Genomic DNA, 19,574 nt, shown 5'->3' with positions numbered 1-19,574 from the left:
CCGCCGTGAAAAAGCAGGAGCAGCACCGATGATCGGTATCAGCTTTACGCAAAAGACCATGGCAGCGCGCAAGCGTATTGCCTTGGTCGCCCATGACCACTGCAAGGTGTTTTTGCTGGACTGGGCCGAGCGGCAGAAAGACAGGCTCGCACAGCATGAACTGGTCGCCACCGGCACCACGGGATTGTTATTGCAACAACGCCTGGATTTACCAGTGGAGAGCATGATCAGCGGTCCGTTGGGCGGCGACCAGCAACTGGGTGCGCAAATCGCCGAGCAGCGGGTCGACATGCTGGTGTTCTTCTGGGACCCGTTCGAACCACAGCCTCACGACCCGGACATCAAGGCGTTATTGCGGGTCGCGGCGGTCTGGAACATCCCGGTGGCCTGCAACGAATGCAGCGCCGATTACTTACTGAGCAGCCCCTTGATGGATCAGGCCCACGAACATCGAATCCCCGATTACGCGACCTATCTGCTCGGCCGCGCCTGACGTTTCAACCTGTTGCCGGAACAGGCTTGCGTCAGCCCCCCCCGAATCCCCTCCTGACTAAAAAGCGCCCTCCTGCGGGCGCTTGTTCCAGCAGGACGACTTGCCGCCCCCCTCTGCCTCACCCTGCCGAACGGCCCGAATCACTACCGAGAATCTCCTGAATTCCCAGTCTTTTCAGGGCATTTTTCTGCGCAAACGTTTACTTGTTACCGTTCGTCGGTGTGGATTCATGCAATCGTCACAAGGCGCCGATGTGCATTGAATGACGCTGAATGGATTTGGCGTACCGAGTCGCTGTCGACTCCTTGCCAACACTTCATCCATTTGTGAGTTCGCCCTATGTTCGACTCTCTCTCTATCCGCCTGAAAATCGTTTTGCTGTCCGGTCTTTGCCTGCTCGGCGTGGTCGCCTTGATCGTCGCCATGAACATGTACCAGACCAATCAGAACGATGAACTGGTCAGTGCCTCCAGCAGTAAAATGCTCACCAACAGTGTGCAGAACCTGCTGCAAGCCAAGGCGGCCGAACAAGCGGTGCGGGTGCAGAAGACCTTTGGCGAAAGACTGACGGTAGTGACCGCCCTGGCGGATCAGATCAACGACATGCGCAACATGGCCGCCAAGCGTTCCATTGAGCCCGGCGCCCTGCGTGAAGAGTTGAACCAGAGCATCAAAACCGCGTTTGAGCGCAACGGCAAGGTGTTGGGCGTCTGGTTGGCGTTCGAACCCAATGGCCTGGATGGCAAGGACAGTGAGTTCGTCAACGACGCCGCCCGCCAGTCCAACGAAGCCGGTCGTTTCGCCACGTATTGGAGCCGCGCCGGGGGGCAAGCGCTCAATACGATCATGGTCGAAGAAGACATGACCAAAACCACCTTGAACCTCAGCCGCACGCCTTACAACGTCTGGTACACCTGCCCGCGTGACAGCAAGCGTACCTGCCTGCTTGACCCGTACGCCGATACCGTGGGCAACAAGGAAGTGTTGATGACCACCATTTCCGTGCCGCTGCTGGTGGATGGAAAGTCCATCGGCGTGGTCGGTGTCGACATTGCGCTCGATGCGCTGCAAGCGGCGGCGGTCGACTCCCAGCGAGAACTGTTCAACAACGCCGGGCACATGCTGATCGTCTCCGGAACTGGCGTGCTGGCCGGCTACAGCGTTGATGCCAGCAAGGTCGGCAAAAGCATTGGCGAAACCCTGGGCGCAGACGGTAAGGAAATCCTGCAACTGCTCAGCGGCGGCGCACCAAAAATTCTCGAACAAGGTGACTTGATCCGCGCGGTGTACCCCGTCAACCCGATTGGCGACTCCAAAGCCTGGGGCGTGGTGATCGACCTGCCCAAACAAGTATTGCTGGCCGACTCGGTGAAACTGCAAGCGCTGCTCGATGACGCCCAGCAAAGCGGCACGATCAAAGCCGTGCTGGTCGCGGTCATCGCCGGCCTGGTCGGCTTGCTGCTGATCTGGCTCACCGCATCGGGCGTGACCCGGCCGATCAACAGCGTGGCCCAGATGCTCAAGGCAATTGCCAGCGGCGACGGCGACCTGACACAGCGTTTGCATTACAGCAAGAAAGACGAATTGGGTGAGCTGGTAAGCTGGTTCAACCGCTTCCTCGACAAGCTGCAACCGACCATCGCGCAGATCAAACAAAGCATCACCGACGCCCGCGGCACCGCCGACCAATCCTCGGAAATCGCCCGTCAGACCAGCGAAGGCATGCAGTTACAGTTCCGCGAAATCGATCAGGTCGCCACCGCGTCCAATGAAATGAGCGCTACTGCCCACGACGTCGCCAACAGCGCCTCGAACGCGGCCAACGCCGCCAAAGGCGCCGACCAATCGGCCCGTGATGGCATGCAGATCATCGAACGCAGCACCCGCGACATCAATCAACTGGCCGACGAAGTCAGCAAAGCCGTGACCGAAGTCGAAGCGCTGGCGGTCAACAGCGAGCAAATCGGTTCGGTACTGGAAGTGATCCGCAGCATTGCCGAGCAAACCAACCTGCTGGCGCTCAACGCCGCCATTGAAGCGGCCCGCGCCGGCGAGAGCGGTCGCGGCTTTGCGGTGGTGGCCGATGAAGTGCGCAACCTGGCCAAACGCACCCAGGATTCAGTGGAAGAAATTCGCCAGGTGATCGAACGCATCCAGAGCGGCACGCGCGGCGTGGTCGCCACCATGCATTCGAGCCAGACCCAGGCCCACAGCAACGCCGGACAAATCCAGCAAGCGGTCCAGGCCCTGGGCAAAATCAGTGATGCGGTAACGGTGATCAGCGACATGAACCTGCAAATCGCCAGCGCTGCCGAACAGCAAAGCGCCGTGGCCGAAGAGGTCAACCGCAACGTCTCGGCGATCCGCACCGTCACCGAAACCCTGACCGGCCAGGCCACCGAATCAGCGCAGATCAGCAGCCAGCTCAACTCGCTGACCACCCACCAGATGAAATTGATGGATCAGTTCCGGGTGTAATCCCCGTCCCTGTAGGAGCAAGGCTTGCCCGCGATAAACGATGACGCGGGCGGCCTGACAAACCGAGGTGTCTCAATCGCAGGCAAGCCTTGCTCCTACAGGTTTCATCTGGCCTGTCAGCTAATTTGAACTATGCTCGGGCTCTCGCTCCGGAGGGCATTCGATGACTGATTTACTCACGTCCATTCAAGCCGCGCTCGGCTTGCCCCACACCCCCATTCCTTTCACGTCGAGCGGCGCACAGCCCTCGGCGTTTGCCGTTACGGATCTTGCCTGCGCCAGCATTGCCGTGGCCGGACAAGCTGTCAGCGAGTTGTTGCTGCAGCACACCGGTCGCTTGCCCGGCGTTGAAGTCGACCGCCGCCTCGCCTCTTTCTGGTTCGCCACCTCGATCCGTCCCGTTGGCTGGAGCGTCCCTCCCCTGTGGGACCCGATTGCCGGTGACTACGCGACCAAGGACGGCTGGATCCGTCTGCACACCAACGCGCCCCATCACCGAGCAGCAGCTGAAAGCGTGCTCGGCAGCTGTGTCGACCGCACGGCGATGGCGAGCAAGGTGGCGCAATGGGCCATAAGCGATCTGGAACAGGCCGTGGTCGACGCCGGGGGATGTGCCGCCCAGATGCGCACGTGGGCGCAATGGCAACGCCACCCCCAGGGTTTGGCCGTGAACGCCGAGTCGTTGATTCAGTTCAGCGGCGACAGTGGCCAACCCGCGAAACTGTGGCAAGGCAATGTGGCCCGGCCGCTGAACGGGCTCAAGGTGCTGGATCTGACCCGCGTGCTGGCAGGTCCGGTCGCCAGCCGGTTTCTCGCAGGCCTCGGTGCGGATGTGTTGCGCATTGACCCACCGACCTGGAACGAACCCGGAGTGGTGCCGGAAGTCACCTTGGGCAAACGCTGCGCACGCCTGGACCTGCACAACAACGAGGATCGCGCGGTGTTCGAAACCCTGCTCAAGGAGGCCGACATCCTACTGTACGGTTACCGCGCGGATGCGCTGGAACGCCTGGGCTACGGCGTTGCCGAGCGCCGAACACTGGCGCCAGGCCTGATCGATGTCAGCCTCAACGCTTACGGCTGGAGTGGCCCGTGGCAAAACCGCCGTGGTTTCGACAGCCTGGTGCAGATGAGCAGCGGGATTGCAGACGCCGGGATGCAGTGGAAGAACGCGGACAAACCGACGCCTTTGCCGGTGCAAGCACTCGATCACGCCACCGGGTATTTGATGGCGGCTGCAGCGATCAGATTGTTGGGGCGTGGTGGCTCGGCGCGGTTGTCGTTGGCGCGCACAGCGAAGTTGTTGATTGAAAATGGCGCGGGAACAGCCGAGGCGTTGCGGACGGAGGATGAAAACGATCAGGGGTTAGTGGTTGAACAGACGACTTGGGGACCGGCGCATCGGCTTCATGTGCCGCTGAAAATCACCGGGACGCCGTTGCAGTGGGTGCTTCCTGCCTCTGAATTGGGTTCCCATCGCGCGCAGTGGTGGTGACTGTCAGATCGCCTTCGCGAGCAGACTCGCTTCCACAGGTTTTGTGATCGACATAAATCCACTGTGGGAGCCAGCCTGCTGGCGATGAGGCCCGAACAGACAATTCAGTCCGACCGACTCAACGAAGCCCAAAGCAGCTGCGCCGCATACCCTCGGCAAGGTCGCCATTCCTCCGCTCGCAGCAGCAACTCCCGCGCGGTCACCGGCCCGCCTTCAAGCGCGGCCAGCGCCTTGATCAACCCCACATCCCCTGACGGAAATGCATCCGGCTCGCGCAACTGGCGCAAGGCAATGTACTGCGCCGTCCAGTCCCCAATCCCGTGCAAGGCGAGTAACCGCGCCACACCGCCCTCCCGGCCGGGCTCAAACAACAGCGGATCATCCAGCAACGCCTGCGCTACGCCAGACAAGGTTCGCCCCCGGCTTTTCGGCATGCCCAACGTCGCCAGATCCGCTTGCGCCAACACGGCCGGCGCAGGAAATACATGAGTCAAACCCGCCAGCGGCGACTGCAACGGCACGCCATGCTGCGCAACCAGTTTGCCCGCCAAGCGGATCGCCGCGCTCACGGTAATCTGCTGCCCCAGCACGGCACGAATCGCCAGCTCCAGCCCATCCCACGCCCCCGGCACCCGTAAGCCCGGACGCTGGGCAATCAAGCGTTTCATCAAGGGGTCCAAGGCTAACTGACGGTGAATCGACGGCAAATCCGCCTCCAGATCAAACATCCGTCGCAGTCGCGCCACAATCTCAGGCACCGCCGACTCATCCGCAAAATCCAGCGTCAGTTCAAGCGCATCACCGTCCGCCGGCCCTATCGAAAACGTACCGTGAACACCGTTCAGCCCGATGCTGCGCGAATACACCCCACCGGCCACGACTTCCATACCGGCCACCGCCCGTGCCGATAAAAACTGCAACATTGCCGGCCAGTCATACGGAGGTTGATACGCCAAAAACAATCTCACAACGACAGTAACCCGCTGTACAACCCGTACGCGGCCAGCCCGGCACCAATCAGGACACCGGTAAAAATGCCCTTCTCTATAGGCGTGAACAATGGCTCGCCTTGCTCATGCTTGGCCTTGGCAAACAGAATCACCCCCGGCGCATACAGCAACGCCGATAGCAGTAGATATTTGACCCCGCCGGCATACAGCAACCACACCGCATATCCCAGCGCGATACCGCCGATCATCAGGTCTTTGGTGCGTTCGGCGCTGGCGTGTTCGTAGGTTTCGCCCCGCCCGCTCAACAACACCGCATACGCCGCCGACCACAGGTAGGGCACCAGAATCATCGACGACGCGAGGTAGATCAGGCTGGTGTAAGTGCCGGCGGAAAACAGTGTGATCAGCAGAAAAATCTGGATCATCACGTTAGTCAGCCACAACGCGTTCACCGGCACGTGATTGGCGTTTTCCTTTTTCAGGAAAGCGGGCATGGTCTTGTCTTTGGCCGTGGCGAAAAGAATCTCGGCACATAGCAGCGCCCAGGACAGCAACGCCCCCAACAGCGAAATCGCCAGGCCAACGCTGATCAGCAACGCGCCCCAGGGCCCGACGATATGTTCCAGTACCGCCGCCAGCGACGGGTTCTGCAAGTTGGCCAGTTCCGGCTGACTCATGATCCCCAGCGACAGCACATTGACCAGTACCAACAGCGCCAGCACTCCGAGAAAACCGATAACCGTCGCCCGCCCCACATCCGAACGCTTCTGCGCTCGTGCCGAATACACACTGGCGCCTTCAATGCCGATAAACACGAACACCGTCACCAGCATCATGTTGCGCACCTGGTCCATCACCCCGCCAAAACTCGGGTTGCTGCGCCCCCAGATGTCCCGGGTAAAAATGTCGGCCTTGAAGGCGACGGCGGCGATGACGATGAACATGATCAGCGGCACGATCTTGGCCACGGTCGTCACTTGGTTAATGAACGCCGCCTCTTTGATCCCGCGCATCACCAGAAAATGTACAGCCCACAGCAATACCGAGGCGCAGCCGATCGCAATGGGCGTGTTGCCCTGGCCAAAGACCGGGAAGAAGTAACCGAGGGTGCTGAACAGCAACACGAAATAGCCGACGTTGCCCAGCCAGGCGCTGATCCAGTACCCCCAGGCCGACGAGAATCCCATGTAGTCACCGAAGCCGGCCTTGGCGTAGGCATACACCCCGGAATCCAGTTCGGGTTTGCGATTGGCCAGGGTCTGGAAGACGAACGCCAGCGTCAGCATCCCCACGGCGGTAATGGCCCAGCCGATCAGCACCGCCCCCGCATCGGCCCGCGCCGCCATGTTCTGCGGCAACGAGAAAATCCCGCCACCAATCATCGATCCCACCACCAGGGCGATCAGCGCGCTCAGGCGTAGCTTTTGCGTCGGTTGTGACATTCCTGCGTCTCCACTGTTTCCTGATCCGGCCGGGGCGACCATGGTTATAAAACCGTCACATGCTTGGATTTAACTAAATAGATACAGCGTAATAACGTTTATTAGATAACGCCATGTCAGGCCTTTTTATTTATAACCGATCATTCTATGAGCGTCATGGCAAAGAGCAATTGCGTGGCCTAATCCTGATGAATCTGGTCTGTTCATGAAACCGGCGCCAAATATTTGCGGAAACCCAAAAACCAACTAGCTTGAAAATCGAAGCAGGGGGTTCGTTATTCCTGTTTGTTCTTACCGAGACCTCTGGATAGGGCTTTCCCCGGCAACACCGCCATGGACGGAAAAGATTAGTAACTCTTTAATTAACAATGAAATGCGCCCATCCACTGATCTAAGTCAGATGTTCGAATAGCTAGCAGATCTACTCTGTTGTCTCTCTTCTCCTGCACTGGAGTCATGCGATGTCTGAATCCCCCGGAAAACTGAAACTTGGCGCATTGGTTGCGTTGGTAGTCGGCTCAATGATTGGTGGCGGGATCTTCTCGTTGCCACAAAACATGGCCGCCAGTGCCGATGTTGGCGCGGTACTGATCGGTTGGGCCATCACTGCCGTCGGCATGTTGACCCTGGCGTTCGTCTTCCAGACCCTCGCCAACCGCAAGCCTGATCTGGACGGCGGGGTTTACGCCTACGCCAAGGCCGGTTTTGGCGACTACATGGGTTTCTCTTCCGCCTGGGGGTACTGGATCAGTGCCTGGCTGGGCAACGTTGGCTACTTCGTTCTCTTGTTCAGCACCCTTGGCTACTTCTTCCCGATTTTCGGTGAAGGCAACACCGTGGCTGCCATCATTGGCGCATCGGCGCTGCTCTGGGGTGTGCATTTCCTCGTGTTGCGGGGGATCAAGGAAGCGGCGTTCATTAACATGGTGACCACGGTCGCCAAGATCGTGCCGCTGGTGCTGTTCGTGTTGATCGCGATTTTCGCTTTCAAACTGGACATATTCACCGCTGACATCTGGGGCTTGAAAAACCCGGACCTGGGCAGCGTGATGAACCAGGTGCGCAAGATGATGCTGGTCACCGTCTGGGTGTTCATCGGCATCGAGGGCGCGAGCATTTTCTCGGCCCGCGCCGAAAAACGCAGCGATGTGGGTAAAGCCACCGTCATCGGTTTCATCACCGTGCTGCTGTTCCTGGTGCTGGTGAACGTCCTGTCCCTGGGCATCATGACCCAACCGGAACTGGCCAAGCTGCAGAACCCGTCGATGGCGGCAGTGCTGGAGCATGTGGTCGGGCATTGGGGCGCGGTGCTGATCAGCGTCGGCTTGATCATCTCGCTGCTGGGAGCCTTGCTGTCGTGGGTGCTGCTGTGTGCGGAGATCATGTTCGCCGCCGCCAAGGACCACACCATGCCGGAGTTCCTGCGCAAGGAAAACGCCAATCATGTGCCGGTCAACGCACTGTGGCTGACCAACGCGATGGTGCAGCTGTTCCTGATCATTACGCTGTTTTCGGCCAGTACTTACCTGTCGCTGATCTACCTCGCCACCTCGATGATTCTGGTGCCCTACCTGTGGTCGGCGGCTTACGCGCTGCTGCTGGCGGTGCGCGGTGAGACTTACGAAAACGATTCCGGCGACCGCACCAAAGACCTGCTCATCGGCGCTATCTCGGTGATCTACGCGGTCTGGCTGGTCTACGCGGGGGGCACCAAATACCTGCTGCTGTCCGCCCTGCTCTATGCGCCCGGCGTGATCCTGTTCGCCAAAGCCAAGAGAGAACTCAACAAACCTGTTTTCACCAACGTCGAGAAGCTGATTTTTGCAGGCGTAATCGTGGGCGCCGTGGTGGCGGCCTTCGGCCTGTATGACGGCTTCCTGACCCTGTAACACCTGAATAATTTGTCATCTGGAGGATCACTGTAATGACCACGGAAAAAGTTAAGTTCGGTGTACATTCCGAAGCCGGCAAACTGCGCAAAGTCATGGTTTGCTCCCCCGGCCTGGCCCACCAGCGGCTAACCCCGAACAACTGTGACGAACTGCTGTTTGATGATGTGCTATGGGTCGCCCAAGCCAAGCGTGACCACTTCGACTTCGTCACCAAGATGCGCGAACGCAACATCGACGTGCTGGAAATGCACAACCTGCTGACCGACATCGTCGCGATCCCGGAAGCGCTCGACTGGATTCTGGAGCGCAAGATCACCCCCAACTCTGTGGGCCTGGGCCTGATCAATGAAACCGGCTCGTGGCTGCGTAGCCTGGAGCCGCGCAAAATCGCCGAGTTCCTGATCGGCGGTGTCTCCGCCGATGATCTGCCGACCAGTTTCGGCGGCAAAACCATCGAGATGTTCCGCGACTTCCTCGGCCACTCCAGCTTCATTCTGCCGCCACTGCCTAACACCCAGTTCACCCGCGACACCACTTGCTGGATCTACGGTGGCGTGACCCTGAACCCGATGTACTGGCCGGCACGCCGTCAGGAAACCCTGCTGACCACTGCCATTTACAAATTCCATCCGGAATTCACCAACGCCGACTTCCAGATCTGGTACGGCGACCCGGACCTGGAACACGGCAGTTCCACCCTCGAAGGTGGTGACGTGATGCCAATCGGTAACGGCGTGGTGCTGATCGGCATGGGCGAACGCTCGTCCCGCCAGGCCATTGGCCTGCTGGCGCAAAACCTGTTCAAAAACAAAGCGGTCGAAAAAGTCATTGTCGCCGGCCTGCCAAAATCCCGCGCCGCGATGCACCTGGACACCGTGTTCAGCTTCTGTGACCGCGACCTGGTAACCATTTTCCCCGAAGTCGTGAACCAGATCGTCGCCTTCACCCTGCGTCCGGACGAGAAGAAACCGGGCGGCATTGACATCCGGCGCGAAGAAACCAGCTTCCTCGACACGGTGGCCAAGGCCCTCAACCTGAAAACGTTGCGAGTGGTGGAAACCGGCGGCAACAGCTTCGCCGCGGAACGCGAACAATGGGACGACGGCAACAACGTGGTGGCCGTGGAGCCAGGCGTGGTCATCGGTTATGACCGCAACACCTACACCAACACCCTGCTGCGCAAGGCGGGTATCGAAGTCATCACCATCAGCGCCGGCGAACTGGGCCGTGGGCGTGGCGGCGGCCACTGCATGACCTGCCCGATCATTCGCGACCCAATCGACTACTAACCTTCAGCCTTGGCCGTCGCTGCCCTGTACCCCTGGGCATGCACGACCAAGGGGATAACCGACACCAAAGGAGATCCATCATGGCTTTTAATATTCACAACCGTAATTTGCTGAGCCTGGAACACCACACCCCTCGCGAATTGCGCTACCTGCTCGACCTGTCCCGCGACCTCAAGCGCGCCAAGTACACCGGCACCGAGCAGCAACACCTCAAAGGCAACAACATCGCGCTGATCTTCGAAAAAACCTCGACCCGCACCCGCTGTGCGTTCGAAGTCGCGGCTTATGACCAGGGCGCCAACGTCACCTACATCGACCCGAACTCCTCGCAGATCGGTCACAAAGAAAGCATGAAAGACACCGCCCGCGTATTGGGGCGCATGTACGACGCCATCGAATACCGTGGCTTTAAACAGGAAATCGTCGAGGAGCTGGCCAAATTTGCCGGTGTACCCGTGTTCAACGGCCTGACCGATGAATACCACCCGACGCAAATGATCGCCGACGTGCTGACCATGCGTGAGCACGCCGACAAGCCGATTCACGACATCAGCTACGCCTACCTTGGCGACGCCCGTAACAACATGGGCAACTCACTGTTGCTGATCGGCGCCAAGCTGGGCATGGACGTGCGCATCTGCGCCCCGAAAGCCCTGTGGCCGCTTGACGATCTGGTCGCGCGCTGCAAGCAATACGCGGAAGAAAGCGGTGCCCGCATCACCCTGACCGAAGACCCGAAAGCTGCGGTCAAAGGCGTGGACTTCATCCACACCGACGTCTGGGTCTCGATGGGCGAACCAGTCGAAGCCTGGGCCGAACGTATCCAGCAACTGCTGCCGTATCAGGTCAACGCCGAACTGATGAAAGCCACCGGCAACCCGCGCACCAAGTTCATGCACTGCCTGCCGGCCTTCCACAACAGTGACACCAAAATCGGCAAGCAGATTGCCGAGCAGTACCCGAACCTGAAGAACGGCATCGAAGTGACCGATGACGTATTCGAGTCGCCGGCCTGCATCGCCTTCGAGCAAGCGGAAAACCGCATGCACACCATCAAGGCGATCCTGGTGTCGACCCTGGCTGATCTGTAAAGAACGGAACCCGATCAATGTGGGAGCGAGCCTGCTCGCGATAGCGGTCTGACATTCAACATTAATGTCGACTGATGCCGCGCAATCGCGAGCAGGCTCACTCCTACAATTGATCGAGTCGTTTGCCTTTCCTCTGTTTAGAAGGACTGCATTATGCGTATCGTCGTCGCTTTGGGCGGTAACGCCCTGCTCCGCCGTGGTGAACCCATGACCGCGGACAACCAGCGCGCCAACATTCGCGTCGCCACTGAACAAATTGCCAAGGTCCACGCCGGTAACCAACTGGTGATTGCCCACGGCAATGGCCCGCAGGTCGGCCTGTTGTCGCTGCAAGCCGCGGCCTACACCTCGGTTACCCCTTACCCGCTGGACGTGCTCGGTGCCGAAACCGAAGGCATGATCGGCTACATCATCGAACAGGAACTGGGCAACCTGCTGGACTTCGAAGTGCCCTTCGCCACCCTGCTCACCCAGGTCGAAGTCGACGCCAACGACCCGGCGTTCCAGAACCCCACCAAACCGATCGGCCCGGTGTACGCCAAGGCCGATGCAGAAAAGCTCGCCGCCGAGAAAGGCTGGGCAATTGCCCCGGACGGCGATAAATATCGTCGTGTGGTGGCCAGCCCCAGACCGAAACGCATTTTCGAGATCCGCCCGATCAAATGGCTGCTGGAAAAAGGCAGCATCGTGATCTGCGCCGGTGGTGGCGGCATTCCGACCATGTACACGGCTCCCGGCGTACTGGAAGGTGTCGAAGCAGTCATCGATAAAGACCTGTGCTCGGCGCTGCTGGCCGAACAACTTGAAGCCGATATTCTGGTGATCGCCACCGACGTCAGTGCCGCGTTCATCGATTACGGCAAGCCGACCCAGAAAGCCATCGGCCAGGCTCACCCGGATGAAATGGAAAAACTCGGCTTCGCCGCAGGCTCCATGGGACCGAAGGTTCAGGCAGCCTGTGAATTCGCACGCCATACTGGAAAGGTCGCAGTGATCGGTTCACTCTCGGACATCGAAGCGATCGTCCAGGGCACGGCCGGTACGCGCATCAGCACAGCGAAACCTGGCATTACTTACTTATAAGGAGAGACGTCTATGGCGCAGTTTCAGCCAGGGCACTTGCACATCGAGCGTCACGCGCTGACCAAGGATGATGTCAGCTACAACATTCACCTCGACTATGAAGTCAGCAAGAATCCCAAAGGGGAAAAAGGCATCCAGTTCACGATGCATGGCAGCATTCAAGGTAAGGACATGACAGAGACCTTCTTCCTGCCCAAGGAGGAAGCCTACAACTTTGCCAACAACGTGACGAAAATCGCCGAGAGATACGGAATCCCGAAGACACACAGCCAGATCGGCTCGGTCCACAAGCATTACGATTTGATGTTTGAAGACATTCGGGTGCAGCTGGATATGAAATCCGGCGACCCGGTCAACCCCGAACACTTCGAGTAACCCGCACTCCCCCTGTAGGAGCAAGCTTGCTCGCGAAAGCGGTCTAACAGTCGACATCGATAGCGACTGACACGCCGCCTTCGCCGGCAAGCCAGCTCCTACAAGGGTTTGGTGTTGGCCTGAAATCCTGCGCAGGATTTCACCATTCGCCCGCCCCAAGGCATACTTGCCACCCTCCGCACCTCAGAACCAAAAACCGCCCCATGCGTATCCACGTCAGCTTCATCGACCGCGTCGGCATTACCCAGGAAGTCCTGGCCCTGCTCGGTGGGCGCAATCTCAATCTGGATGCGGTGGAAATGGTTCCGCCCAACGTTTACATCGACGCCCCGACCCTGAGCCCGCAAGTCCTTGAGGAGCTGCGCGATGCGCTGTTCAGCGTGCGTGGCGTGCAGGCGGTGACGGTGGTCGACATCCTTCCCGGCCAGCGCCGACACCTGCAACTCGACGCATTGCTCGCGGCCATGACCGACCCGGTACTGGCGCTGGACAGTGCCGGCAAAGTGTTGTTGGCCAACCCGGCACTGATTGCGTTGTACGGGCGTGAACCAGCCGGTGAAAGCATCGCCGAGCTGTTCGCCGACCCGGCGCTGCTCGACGCCCTGCTTGAACACGGCTTTCGCTTGCCGCTGCGGGAAATTACCGTCGACGGTCAGACGTTGCTGCTGGACGCCACGCCGATCACCGACGCGGGCGCCCTGTTGACCTTGTATCAACCCAACCGCATCGGCGAACGCCTCTCGGCGCTGCACCATGACCACGCCGAAGGTTTCGATGCGCTGCTCGGCGAGTCGCCGGTGATCCGCACCCTCAAGGCTCGCGCCCAACGGGTCGCCGCCCTTGATGCGCCTCTGCTGATTCAGGGCGAAACCGGCACCGGCAAGGAATTGGTGGCTCGGGCCTGCCATGCCAGCAGCGCTCGGCACAGCTCGCCATTTCTTGCGTTGAACTGCGCGGCATTGCCGGAGAACCTCGCCGAAAGCGAACTGTTCGGCTACGCCCCCGGCGCCTTCACCGGTGCTCAGCGTGGCGGCAAACCCGGGCTCATGGAACTGGCCAACCAGGGCACGGTGTTTCTGGATGAGATCGGTGAGATGTCGCCGTACTTGCAGGCGAAACTGCTGCGGTTTCTCAATGACGGCAGCTTCCGCCGGGTCGGTGGCGATCGTGAAGTGAAGGTCAACGTGCGGATCCTCAGCGCCACCCACCGCGATCTGGAAAAAATGGTCAGCGAAGGCAGCTTCCGCGAAGACCTGTTTTATCGCCTCAATGTGCTCAATGTCGAAGTCCCGCCGTTGCGCGAACGTGGCCAGGACATTCTGTTGCTCGCCCGCTACTTCATGCAGCAGGCCTGCGCGCAAATCCAGCGACCGGTCTGTCGCCTGGCACCGGGCACCTACCCGGCGCTGCTGGGTAATCGCTGGCCGGGCAACGTGCGGCAATTGCAGAACGTGATCTTTCGCGCGGCGGCCATTTGCGAAAGCACGCTGGTCGACATCGGCGACCTCGACATCGCCGGCACCTCGGTGGCACGCCAGAGCGACAGCGATGTCGACAGCCTGGAGCAGGCGATGGAGGAATTCGAGAAAACCCTGCTGGAAAAACTCTACATCAGCTACCCCTCGACCCGCCAACTGGCCAGCCGCCTGCAAACGTCCCACACGGCGATTGCCCATCGGTTGCGCAAATACGGCATACCCAACAAGCCCTGAATCCCCCCCTGTAGGAGCCGAGCTTGCTCGCGATAGCGGTATTTCATTCACCATTGATTTCGACTGAAATACCGCTATCGCAAGCAAGCTCGGCTCCTACAGGGCTCTATGCTGAAAACGACCTCCATCTGTACTGAAAGCGCTACAGCGGAACGATATCGCTACACTCCTCTTCAATCACGGCTGCACAAGGCTTTGATCCACCTCGGCTTTCCTCTCCGCCCCTGCCCGTATCGATTTCGCTACAGCGCGCAAGTTTCACCCGCCCATAAAACCCTATAGAACATTGATTAATAAGGACAAAACCAACATTGGCCGCGTTCTTGCTAAGTAGTTCGTCATAACAGGGCTTATTGCCCACGCATTCAATAGCGTCCACCAGACGAGTCTGGCCCCCTTAGGAGTTCTCATGAGCGATTTGCGTTTTACTGAAGATCACGAATGGCTGCGCACCGAAGCTGACGGCACCGTTACCGTCGGCATCACCGCTTTCGCACAGAACGCCTTGGGCGACGTGGTTTTCGTACAGCTGCCTGAGCTGCAGTCCTACGAAAAAGGCGCTGAAGCCGCCACCGTGGAATCGGTAAAAGCCGCCAGCGGCGTCTACATGCCATTGGACGGCGAAGTGCTGGAAGTCAACCCGGCACTCGACAGCAGCCCTGAACTGGTCAACGAAGATCCGCTGGGCGAAGGCTGGTTCTTCCGCTTCCAGCCAAGCGACGCCTCGGCGGTCGCCAAACTGCTGGATCAGGACGCCTACGACCGCCTGATCAAAGCCAACGCCGAAGCCTGAGGAGCACCGACATGACTGTACTTCCTGTTTCTGTAAATGTGACCACCGCCAACGAATTCATCGCCCGTCACATCGGCCCGCGCGCCGGTGACGAGCAAGCGATGCTCAACAGTCTCGGCTTCGACTCGCTGGAAGCCCTGAGCGCCAGCGTCATCCCGGACAGCATCAAAGGCACTAGCGTCCTGGGCCTGGAAGACGGTCTGAGCGAAGCCGAGGCCCTGGCCTCGATCAAAGCCATTGCCGGTAAAAACCAGCTGTTCAAGACCTACATTGGCCAGGGTTACTACGGCACCCACACGCCGTCGCCGATCCTGCGCAACCTGCTGGAAAACCCGGCCTGGTACACCGCTTACACCCCGTACCAGCCAGAAATCTCCCAAGGCCGTCTCGAAGCGCTGCTGAACTTCCAGACCCTGATCAGCGACCTGACCGGCCTGCCGATTGCCAACGCTTCCTTGCTCGATGAAGCCACCGCCGCTGCCGAAGCCATGACCTTCTGCAAACGCCTGAGCAAGAACAAGGGCAGCCACGCTTTCTTCGCCTCCGTGCATTGCCACCCGCAAACCCTCGACGTGCTGCGCACCCGTGCCGAGCCGTTGGGCATCGACGTGGTAGTCGGCGACGAGCTCGAACTGACTGACGTGACGCCGTTCTTCGGCGCCCTGCTGCAATACCCGGCCAGCAACGGTGACGTATTCGATTACCGCGAACTGACCGAGCGCTTCCACGCTGCCAACGCTTTGGTAGCCGTGGCCGCTGACCTGCTGGCCCTGACCGTGCTGACCCCGCCGGGCGAATTCGGTGCCGACGTGGCCATCGGCAGCGCACAACGCTTCGGCGTGCCGCTGGGCTTCGGTGGCCCGCACGCGGCGTACTTCTCCACTAAAGATGCGTTCAAGCGCGACATGCCGGGCCGTCTGGTCGGTGTCTCGGTGGACCGTTTCGGCAAGCCGGCCCTGCGCCTGGCCATGCAAACCCGCGAGCAACACATCCGCCGCGAGAAGGCCACCAGCAACATCTGCACCGCACAAGTATTGCTGGCCAACATCGCCAGCATGTACGCCGTGTACCACGGTCCGAAAGGCCTGACTCAGATCGCCAATCGCGTGCACCACCTGACGGCGATTCTGGCCAAAGGCTTGAGCGCACTGGGCCTGACCGTCGAACAAGCCGCTTTCTTCGACACCCTGACCCTGAACACCGGCACCAACACCGCCAAGCTGCACGAGCAGGCTCGCGCCCAGCGCATCAACCTGCGTGTGGTCGACGCTGAACGCCTGGGCCTGTCCCTCGACGAAACCACCACCCAGGCCGACGTCGAAACCTTGTGGAGCGTGCTGGCTGACGGCAAAACCTTGCCAGACTTCGCCGCCCTCGCCTCTTCGGTGGTCAGCGCCATTCCGGCCACACTGGTTCGTCAATCGCCGATCCTCAGCCACCCGGTGTTCAACCGTTATCACTCGGAAACCGAGCTGATGCGCTACCTGCGCAAGCTGGCCGACAAGGACCTGGCGCTGGACCGCACCATGATCCCGCTGGGTTCGTGCACCATGAAACTCAACGCCGCCAGCGAAATGATCCCGGTGACCTGGGCTGAATTCGGTGCCCTGCACCCGTTCGCCCCGGCCGAGCAAAGCGCCGGCTACCAGCAACTGACCGACGAACTGGAAGCGATGCTGTGCGCCGCTACCGGTTACGACTCGATCTCGCTGCAACCGAACGCCGGTTCGCAAGGTGAGTACGCCGGTCTGCTGGCAATTCGCGCCTATCACCAGAGCCGTGGCGAAGACCGCCGCGACATCTGCCTGATCCCGTCGTCCGCCCACGGCACCAACCCGGCTACCGCCAACATGGCTGGCATGCGTGTGGTCGTGACCGCCTGCGATACCCGCGGCAACGTCGACATTGAAGATCTGCGCGCCAAGGCCATCGAGCACCGCGAGCACCTGGCCGCGCTGATGATCACCTACCCGTCGACCCACGGCGTGTTCGAAGAAGGCATCCGCGAAATCTGCGGCATCATTCATGACAACGGCGGCCAGGTTTACATCGACGGTGCCAACATGAACGCGATGGTCGGCCTCTGCGCACCGGGCAAGTTCGGCGGCGACGTGTCGCACTTGAACCTGCACAAAACCTTCTGCATTCCGCACGGCGGTGGCGGCCCGGGCGTTGGCCCGATTGGCGTGAAATCGCACCTGACCCCATTCTTGCCGGGCCACGCCCAGATGGAACGCAAGGAAGGCGCAGTTTGCGCGGCACCGTTCGGCAGCGCGAGCATTCTGCCGATCACCTGGATGTACATTCGAATGATGGGCGGCGCAGGTCTCAAGCGCGCTTCGCAGTTGGCGATCCTCAATGCCAACTACATCTCCCGTCGCCTCGAAGAGCACTACCCAGTGCTGTACACCGGCAGCAACGGCCTGGTGGCGCACGAATGCATCCTCGATCTGCGTCCGTTGAAAGACAGCAGCGGCATCAGCGTTGATGACGTCGCCAAGCGTTTGATCGACTTCGGCTTCCACGCCCCGACCATGTCGTTCCCGGTCGCCGGCACGCTGATGATCGAGCCGACCGAAAGCGAATCCAAGGAAGAACTGGACCGCTTCTGCGACGCCATGATCCGCATCCGCGAAGAAATCCGCGCCGTGGAAAACGGCACGCTGGACAAGGACGACAACCCGCTGAAGAACGCTCCGCACACTGCAGCGGAAATCGTCGGCGAGTGGACGCATCCGTACAGCCGTGAGCAAGCCGTTTATCCGGTAGCGTCGCTGATCGAAGGCAAATACTGGCCACCGGTCGGTCGCGTCGACAACGTGTTCGGCGATCGCAACCTGATCTGCGCCTGCCCGTCGATCGAAAGCTACGCTTAAACGGATAAGGGGGCGAGTCTGCTCGCCCCCACTTCCAAGAACATCACAAAACCCTTGTAGGAGTGAGCCTGCTCGCGATGACGGACTGACATTCACCATAAATGTCGACTGAAAGACCGCTATCGCGAGCAGGCTCACTCCTACAGGGGATCTGTGGCAAGTTTCAGATTGCGCCCATACCTATAAGAAGAAACCGGAGAACAACCATGTCGTTAAGCGTGTTCGACCTGTTCAAGATTGGCATCGGCCCCTCCAGCTCCCACACCGTCGGCCCGATGCGCGCAGCCGCGCGTTTCGCCGAAGGTTTGCGCCGTGAAGGGCTGCTGGCGGCCACCACCTGCGTCAAAGTCGAGCTCTACGGCTCGCTGGGCGCCACTGGCAAGGGGCACGGCAGCGACAAAGCTGTGTTACTGGGCCTGGAAGGTGAACACCCGGACACCGTGAATACCGAAACCGTCGCCGCCCGTCTGCAAGACATCCGTGGCAACGGACGCTTGAACCTGCTCGGCGAACACAGCATTGCGTTCAACGAGAAAGAACACCTGGCGATGATTCGCAAACCGTTGGCCTATCACCCCAACGGCATGATTTTTCGCGCGTTCGACGCCGCCGGCCTGCAGATTCGCAGCCGCGAGTACTATTCGGTCGGCGGTGGTTTTGTGGTCGATGAAGACGCCGCCGGCGCCGACCGCATCGTCGAAGACGCCACACCGCTGACCTTCCCGTTCAAAAGCGCCAAGGATCTGCTCAGTCATTGCACCACCTACGGTCTGTCCATCAGCCAGGTGATGCTGACCAACGAAAGCGCCTGGCGCCCGGAGGCGGAAACCCGCGCCGGCCTGTTGAAGATTTGGCAAGTAATGCAAGACTGCGTCGATGCCGGCTGCCGCAACGAAGGCATTCTGCCCGGCGGGTTGAAGGTCAAACGTCGCGCCGCAGCCCTGCATCGACAACTGTGCAAGAACCCGGAATCGTCGTTGCGTGATCCGCTGTCGGTGCTGGACTGGGTCAACCTGTACGCCTTGGCGGTCAATGAAGAAAACGCCAATGGCGGACGCGTCGTGACCGCACCTACAAACGGTGCGGCCGGGATCGTTCCCGCCGTGTTGCATTACTACATGCGCTTCATCCCCGGCGCGACCGAAGACGGCGTCGTGCGCTTCCTGCTGACTGCGGCGGCCATCGGCATTCTCTATAAAGAAAACGCCTCGATTTCCGGCGCCGAAGTCGGTTGCCAGGGTGAGGTCGGCGTGGCCTGTTCCATGGCGGCCGGCGCCTTGTGCGAAGTCCTTGGCGGGACCGTGCAGCAAGTGGAAAACGCCGCCGAAATCGGCATGGAACACAACCTCGGCCTGACCTGTGACCCGATTGGCGGACTGGTGCAAGTGCCTTGCATCGAGCGCAACGCTATGGGCTCGGTGAAGGCGATCAACGCGGTACGCATGGCCCTGCGCGGCGACGGTCAGCACTTCGTTTCCCTCGACAAGGTCATCCGCACCATGCGCCAGACCGGCGCCGACATGAAAAGCAAATACAAGGAAACCGCCCGTGGCGGTTTGGCGGTCAACATTATCGAGTGCTGATGCTCACGCGCATTTGCACACT

Annotated in this window: 14 protein-coding genes and 1 pseudogene; 13 read left to right on the top strand and 2 right to left on the bottom strand. The window is 60.1% G+C overall.

Annotated features, from left to right (window positions below; translation table 11 throughout):
- The first annotated feature begins 28 nt into the window (after positions 1-28).
- The 4 genes and pseudogenes from KGB06_RS03480 (at position 29) to KGB06_RS03470 (ending at position 4,466) form a co-directional block, all read left to right on the top strand.
- Entirely contained in the window at positions 29-493 is a 465-nt protein-coding gene (locus tag KGB06_RS03480) for a methylglyoxal synthase (protein ID WP_223511871.1), read from the top strand.
- Positions 494-832: 339 nt separating this feature from the next.
- Positions 833-2,065: pseudogene (locus tag KGB06_RS30050) on the top strand (chemotaxis protein); the annotation flags it as partial.
- A 150-nt stretch (positions 2,066-2,215) separates the two neighbouring features.
- Positions 2,216-2,971 carry a methyl-accepting chemotaxis protein gene (locus tag KGB06_RS30045; protein ID WP_411741830.1) on the top strand — a complete coding sequence of 252 codons (756 nt, stop codon included), beginning with the start codon at positions 2,216-2,218 and terminating at the stop codon, positions 2,969-2,971.
- A 163-nt stretch (positions 2,972-3,134) separates the two neighbouring features.
- Positions 3,135-4,466 carry a CoA transferase gene (locus KGB06_RS03470; protein ID WP_223511869.1) on the top strand — a complete coding sequence of 444 codons (1,332 nt, stop codon included), beginning with the start codon at positions 3,135-3,137 and terminating at the stop codon, positions 4,464-4,466.
- A gap of 104 nt (positions 4,467-4,570) precedes the next feature.
- Here KGB06_RS03470 and KGB06_RS03465 read toward each other — a convergent pair whose 3' ends face one another.
- A complete protein-coding gene (locus KGB06_RS03465) occupies positions 4,571-5,434 on the bottom strand; it encodes a DNA-3-methyladenine glycosylase family protein (RefSeq protein ID WP_223511868.1) in 864 nt (287 codons plus the stop codon).
- Entirely contained in the window at positions 5,431-6,858 is a 1,428-nt protein-coding gene (arcD, locus tag KGB06_RS03460) for an arginine-ornithine antiporter (RefSeq protein WP_223511866.1), read from the bottom strand. Before arcD (KGB06_RS03460) ends, KGB06_RS03465 begins: the two co-directional genes overlap by 4 nt.
- A gap of 461 nt (positions 6,859-7,319) precedes the next feature.
- Here arcD (KGB06_RS03460) and arcD (KGB06_RS03455) point away from each other — a divergent pair, with 461 nt between their 5' ends.
- The 9 genes from arcD (KGB06_RS03455) to KGB06_RS03415 all read left to right on the top strand — a co-directional run bounded on the left by arcD (KGB06_RS03455) (position 7,320) and on the right by KGB06_RS03415 (position 19,552).
- Positions 7,320-8,747, top strand: a complete 1,428-nt coding sequence (arcD, locus tag KGB06_RS03455; protein WP_223511864.1) for an arginine-ornithine antiporter — start codon at positions 7,320-7,322, stop codon at positions 8,745-8,747.
- Positions 8,748-8,782: 35 nt separating this feature from the next.
- Positions 8,783-10,039 carry an arginine deiminase gene (arcA, locus tag KGB06_RS03450; RefSeq protein ID WP_223511862.1) on the top strand — a complete coding sequence of 419 codons (1,257 nt, stop codon included), beginning with the start codon at positions 8,783-8,785 and terminating at the stop codon, positions 10,037-10,039.
- Between the two features lie 80 nt (positions 10,040-10,119).
- Entirely contained in the window at positions 10,120-11,130 is a 1,011-nt protein-coding gene (locus KGB06_RS03445; protein WP_046032048.1) for an ornithine carbamoyltransferase, read from the top strand.
- Positions 11,131-11,283: 153 nt separating this feature from the next.
- The gene (arcC, locus tag KGB06_RS03440; RefSeq protein ID WP_223511861.1) at positions 11,284-12,213 is read left to right on the top strand and encodes a carbamate kinase; all 930 of its coding nucleotides are present in this window, start codon (positions 11,284-11,286) and stop codon (positions 12,211-12,213) included.
- A gap of 12 nt (positions 12,214-12,225) precedes the next feature.
- Positions 12,226-12,588 carry a DUF5064 family protein gene (locus tag KGB06_RS03435; RefSeq protein ID WP_223511859.1) on the top strand — a complete coding sequence of 121 codons (363 nt, stop codon included), beginning with the start codon at positions 12,226-12,228 and terminating at the stop codon, positions 12,586-12,588.
- 203 nt (positions 12,589-12,791) lie between these two features.
- Positions 12,792-14,300: a sigma-54-dependent transcriptional regulator gene (locus KGB06_RS03430; protein WP_223511858.1), complete on the top strand. Its 1,509-nt coding sequence runs from the start codon at positions 12,792-12,794 to the stop codon at positions 14,298-14,300.
- A gap of 409 nt (positions 14,301-14,709) precedes the next feature.
- Entirely contained in the window at positions 14,710-15,093 is a 384-nt protein-coding gene (gene gcvH / locus KGB06_RS03425) for a glycine cleavage system protein GcvH (RefSeq protein WP_223511857.1), read from the top strand.
- Positions 15,094-15,104: 11 nt separating this feature from the next.
- Positions 15,105-17,969: an aminomethyl-transferring glycine dehydrogenase gene (gcvP, locus tag KGB06_RS03420; protein WP_223511856.1), complete on the top strand. Its 2,865-nt coding sequence runs from the start codon at positions 15,105-15,107 to the stop codon at positions 17,967-17,969.
- Between the two features lie 206 nt (positions 17,970-18,175).
- Positions 18,176-19,552 carry an L-serine ammonia-lyase gene (locus tag KGB06_RS03415; protein ID WP_223511855.1) on the top strand — a complete coding sequence of 459 codons (1,377 nt, stop codon included), beginning with the start codon at positions 18,176-18,178 and terminating at the stop codon, positions 19,550-19,552.
- The last annotated feature ends 22 nt before the right edge of the window (positions 19,553-19,574 follow it).

The organism is Pseudomonas sp. GL-B-19 (assembly GCF_019956415.1).
Classification (GTDB): domain Bacteria; phylum Pseudomonadota; class Gammaproteobacteria; order Pseudomonadales; family Pseudomonadaceae; genus Aquipseudomonas.
Note: the sequence above shows the minus strand (reverse complement) of the source record. Positions and strands in the feature narration are given on the sequence as shown.

What these genes read in the sequence shown, in the direction of transcription:
- KGB06_RS03445 (WP_046032048.1), top strand. Translation starts at nt 10,120, where the DNA reads ATGGCTTTTAATATTCACAACCGTAATTTGCTGAGCCTGGAACACCAC.
- KGB06_RS03480 (WP_223511871.1), top strand. Translation starts at nt 29, where the DNA reads ATGATCGGTATCAGCTTTACGCAAAAGACCATGGCAGCGCGCAAGCGT.
- arcD (WP_223511864.1), top strand. Translation starts at nt 7,320, where the DNA reads ATGTCTGAATCCCCCGGAAAACTGAAACTTGGCGCATTGGTTGCGTTG.
- KGB06_RS30045 (WP_411741830.1), top strand. Translation starts at nt 2,216, where the DNA reads ATGCAGTTACAGTTCCGCGAAATCGATCAGGTCGCCACCGCGTCCAAT.
- KGB06_RS03430 (WP_223511858.1), top strand. Translation starts at nt 12,792, where the DNA reads ATGCGTATCCACGTCAGCTTCATCGACCGCGTCGGCATTACCCAGGAA.
- KGB06_RS03470 (WP_223511869.1), top strand. Translation starts at nt 3,135, where the DNA reads ATGACTGATTTACTCACGTCCATTCAAGCCGCGCTCGGCTTGCCCCAC.
- arcA (WP_223511862.1), top strand. Translation starts at nt 8,783, where the DNA reads ATGACCACGGAAAAAGTTAAGTTCGGTGTACATTCCGAAGCCGGCAAA.
- KGB06_RS03415 (WP_223511855.1), top strand. Translation starts at nt 18,176, where the DNA reads ATGTCGTTAAGCGTGTTCGACCTGTTCAAGATTGGCATCGGCCCCTCC.
- KGB06_RS03435 (WP_223511859.1), top strand. Translation starts at nt 12,226, where the DNA reads ATGGCGCAGTTTCAGCCAGGGCACTTGCACATCGAGCGTCACGCGCTG.
- arcC (WP_223511861.1), top strand. Translation starts at nt 11,284, where the DNA reads ATGCGTATCGTCGTCGCTTTGGGCGGTAACGCCCTGCTCCGCCGTGGT.
- arcD (WP_223511866.1), bottom strand. Translation starts at nt 6,858, where the DNA reads ATGTCACAACCGACGCAAAAGCTACGCCTGAGCGCGCTGATCGCCCTG.
- gcvP (WP_223511856.1), top strand. Translation starts at nt 15,105, where the DNA reads ATGACTGTACTTCCTGTTTCTGTAAATGTGACCACCGCCAACGAATTC.
- gcvH (WP_223511857.1), top strand. Translation starts at nt 14,710, where the DNA reads ATGAGCGATTTGCGTTTTACTGAAGATCACGAATGGCTGCGCACCGAA.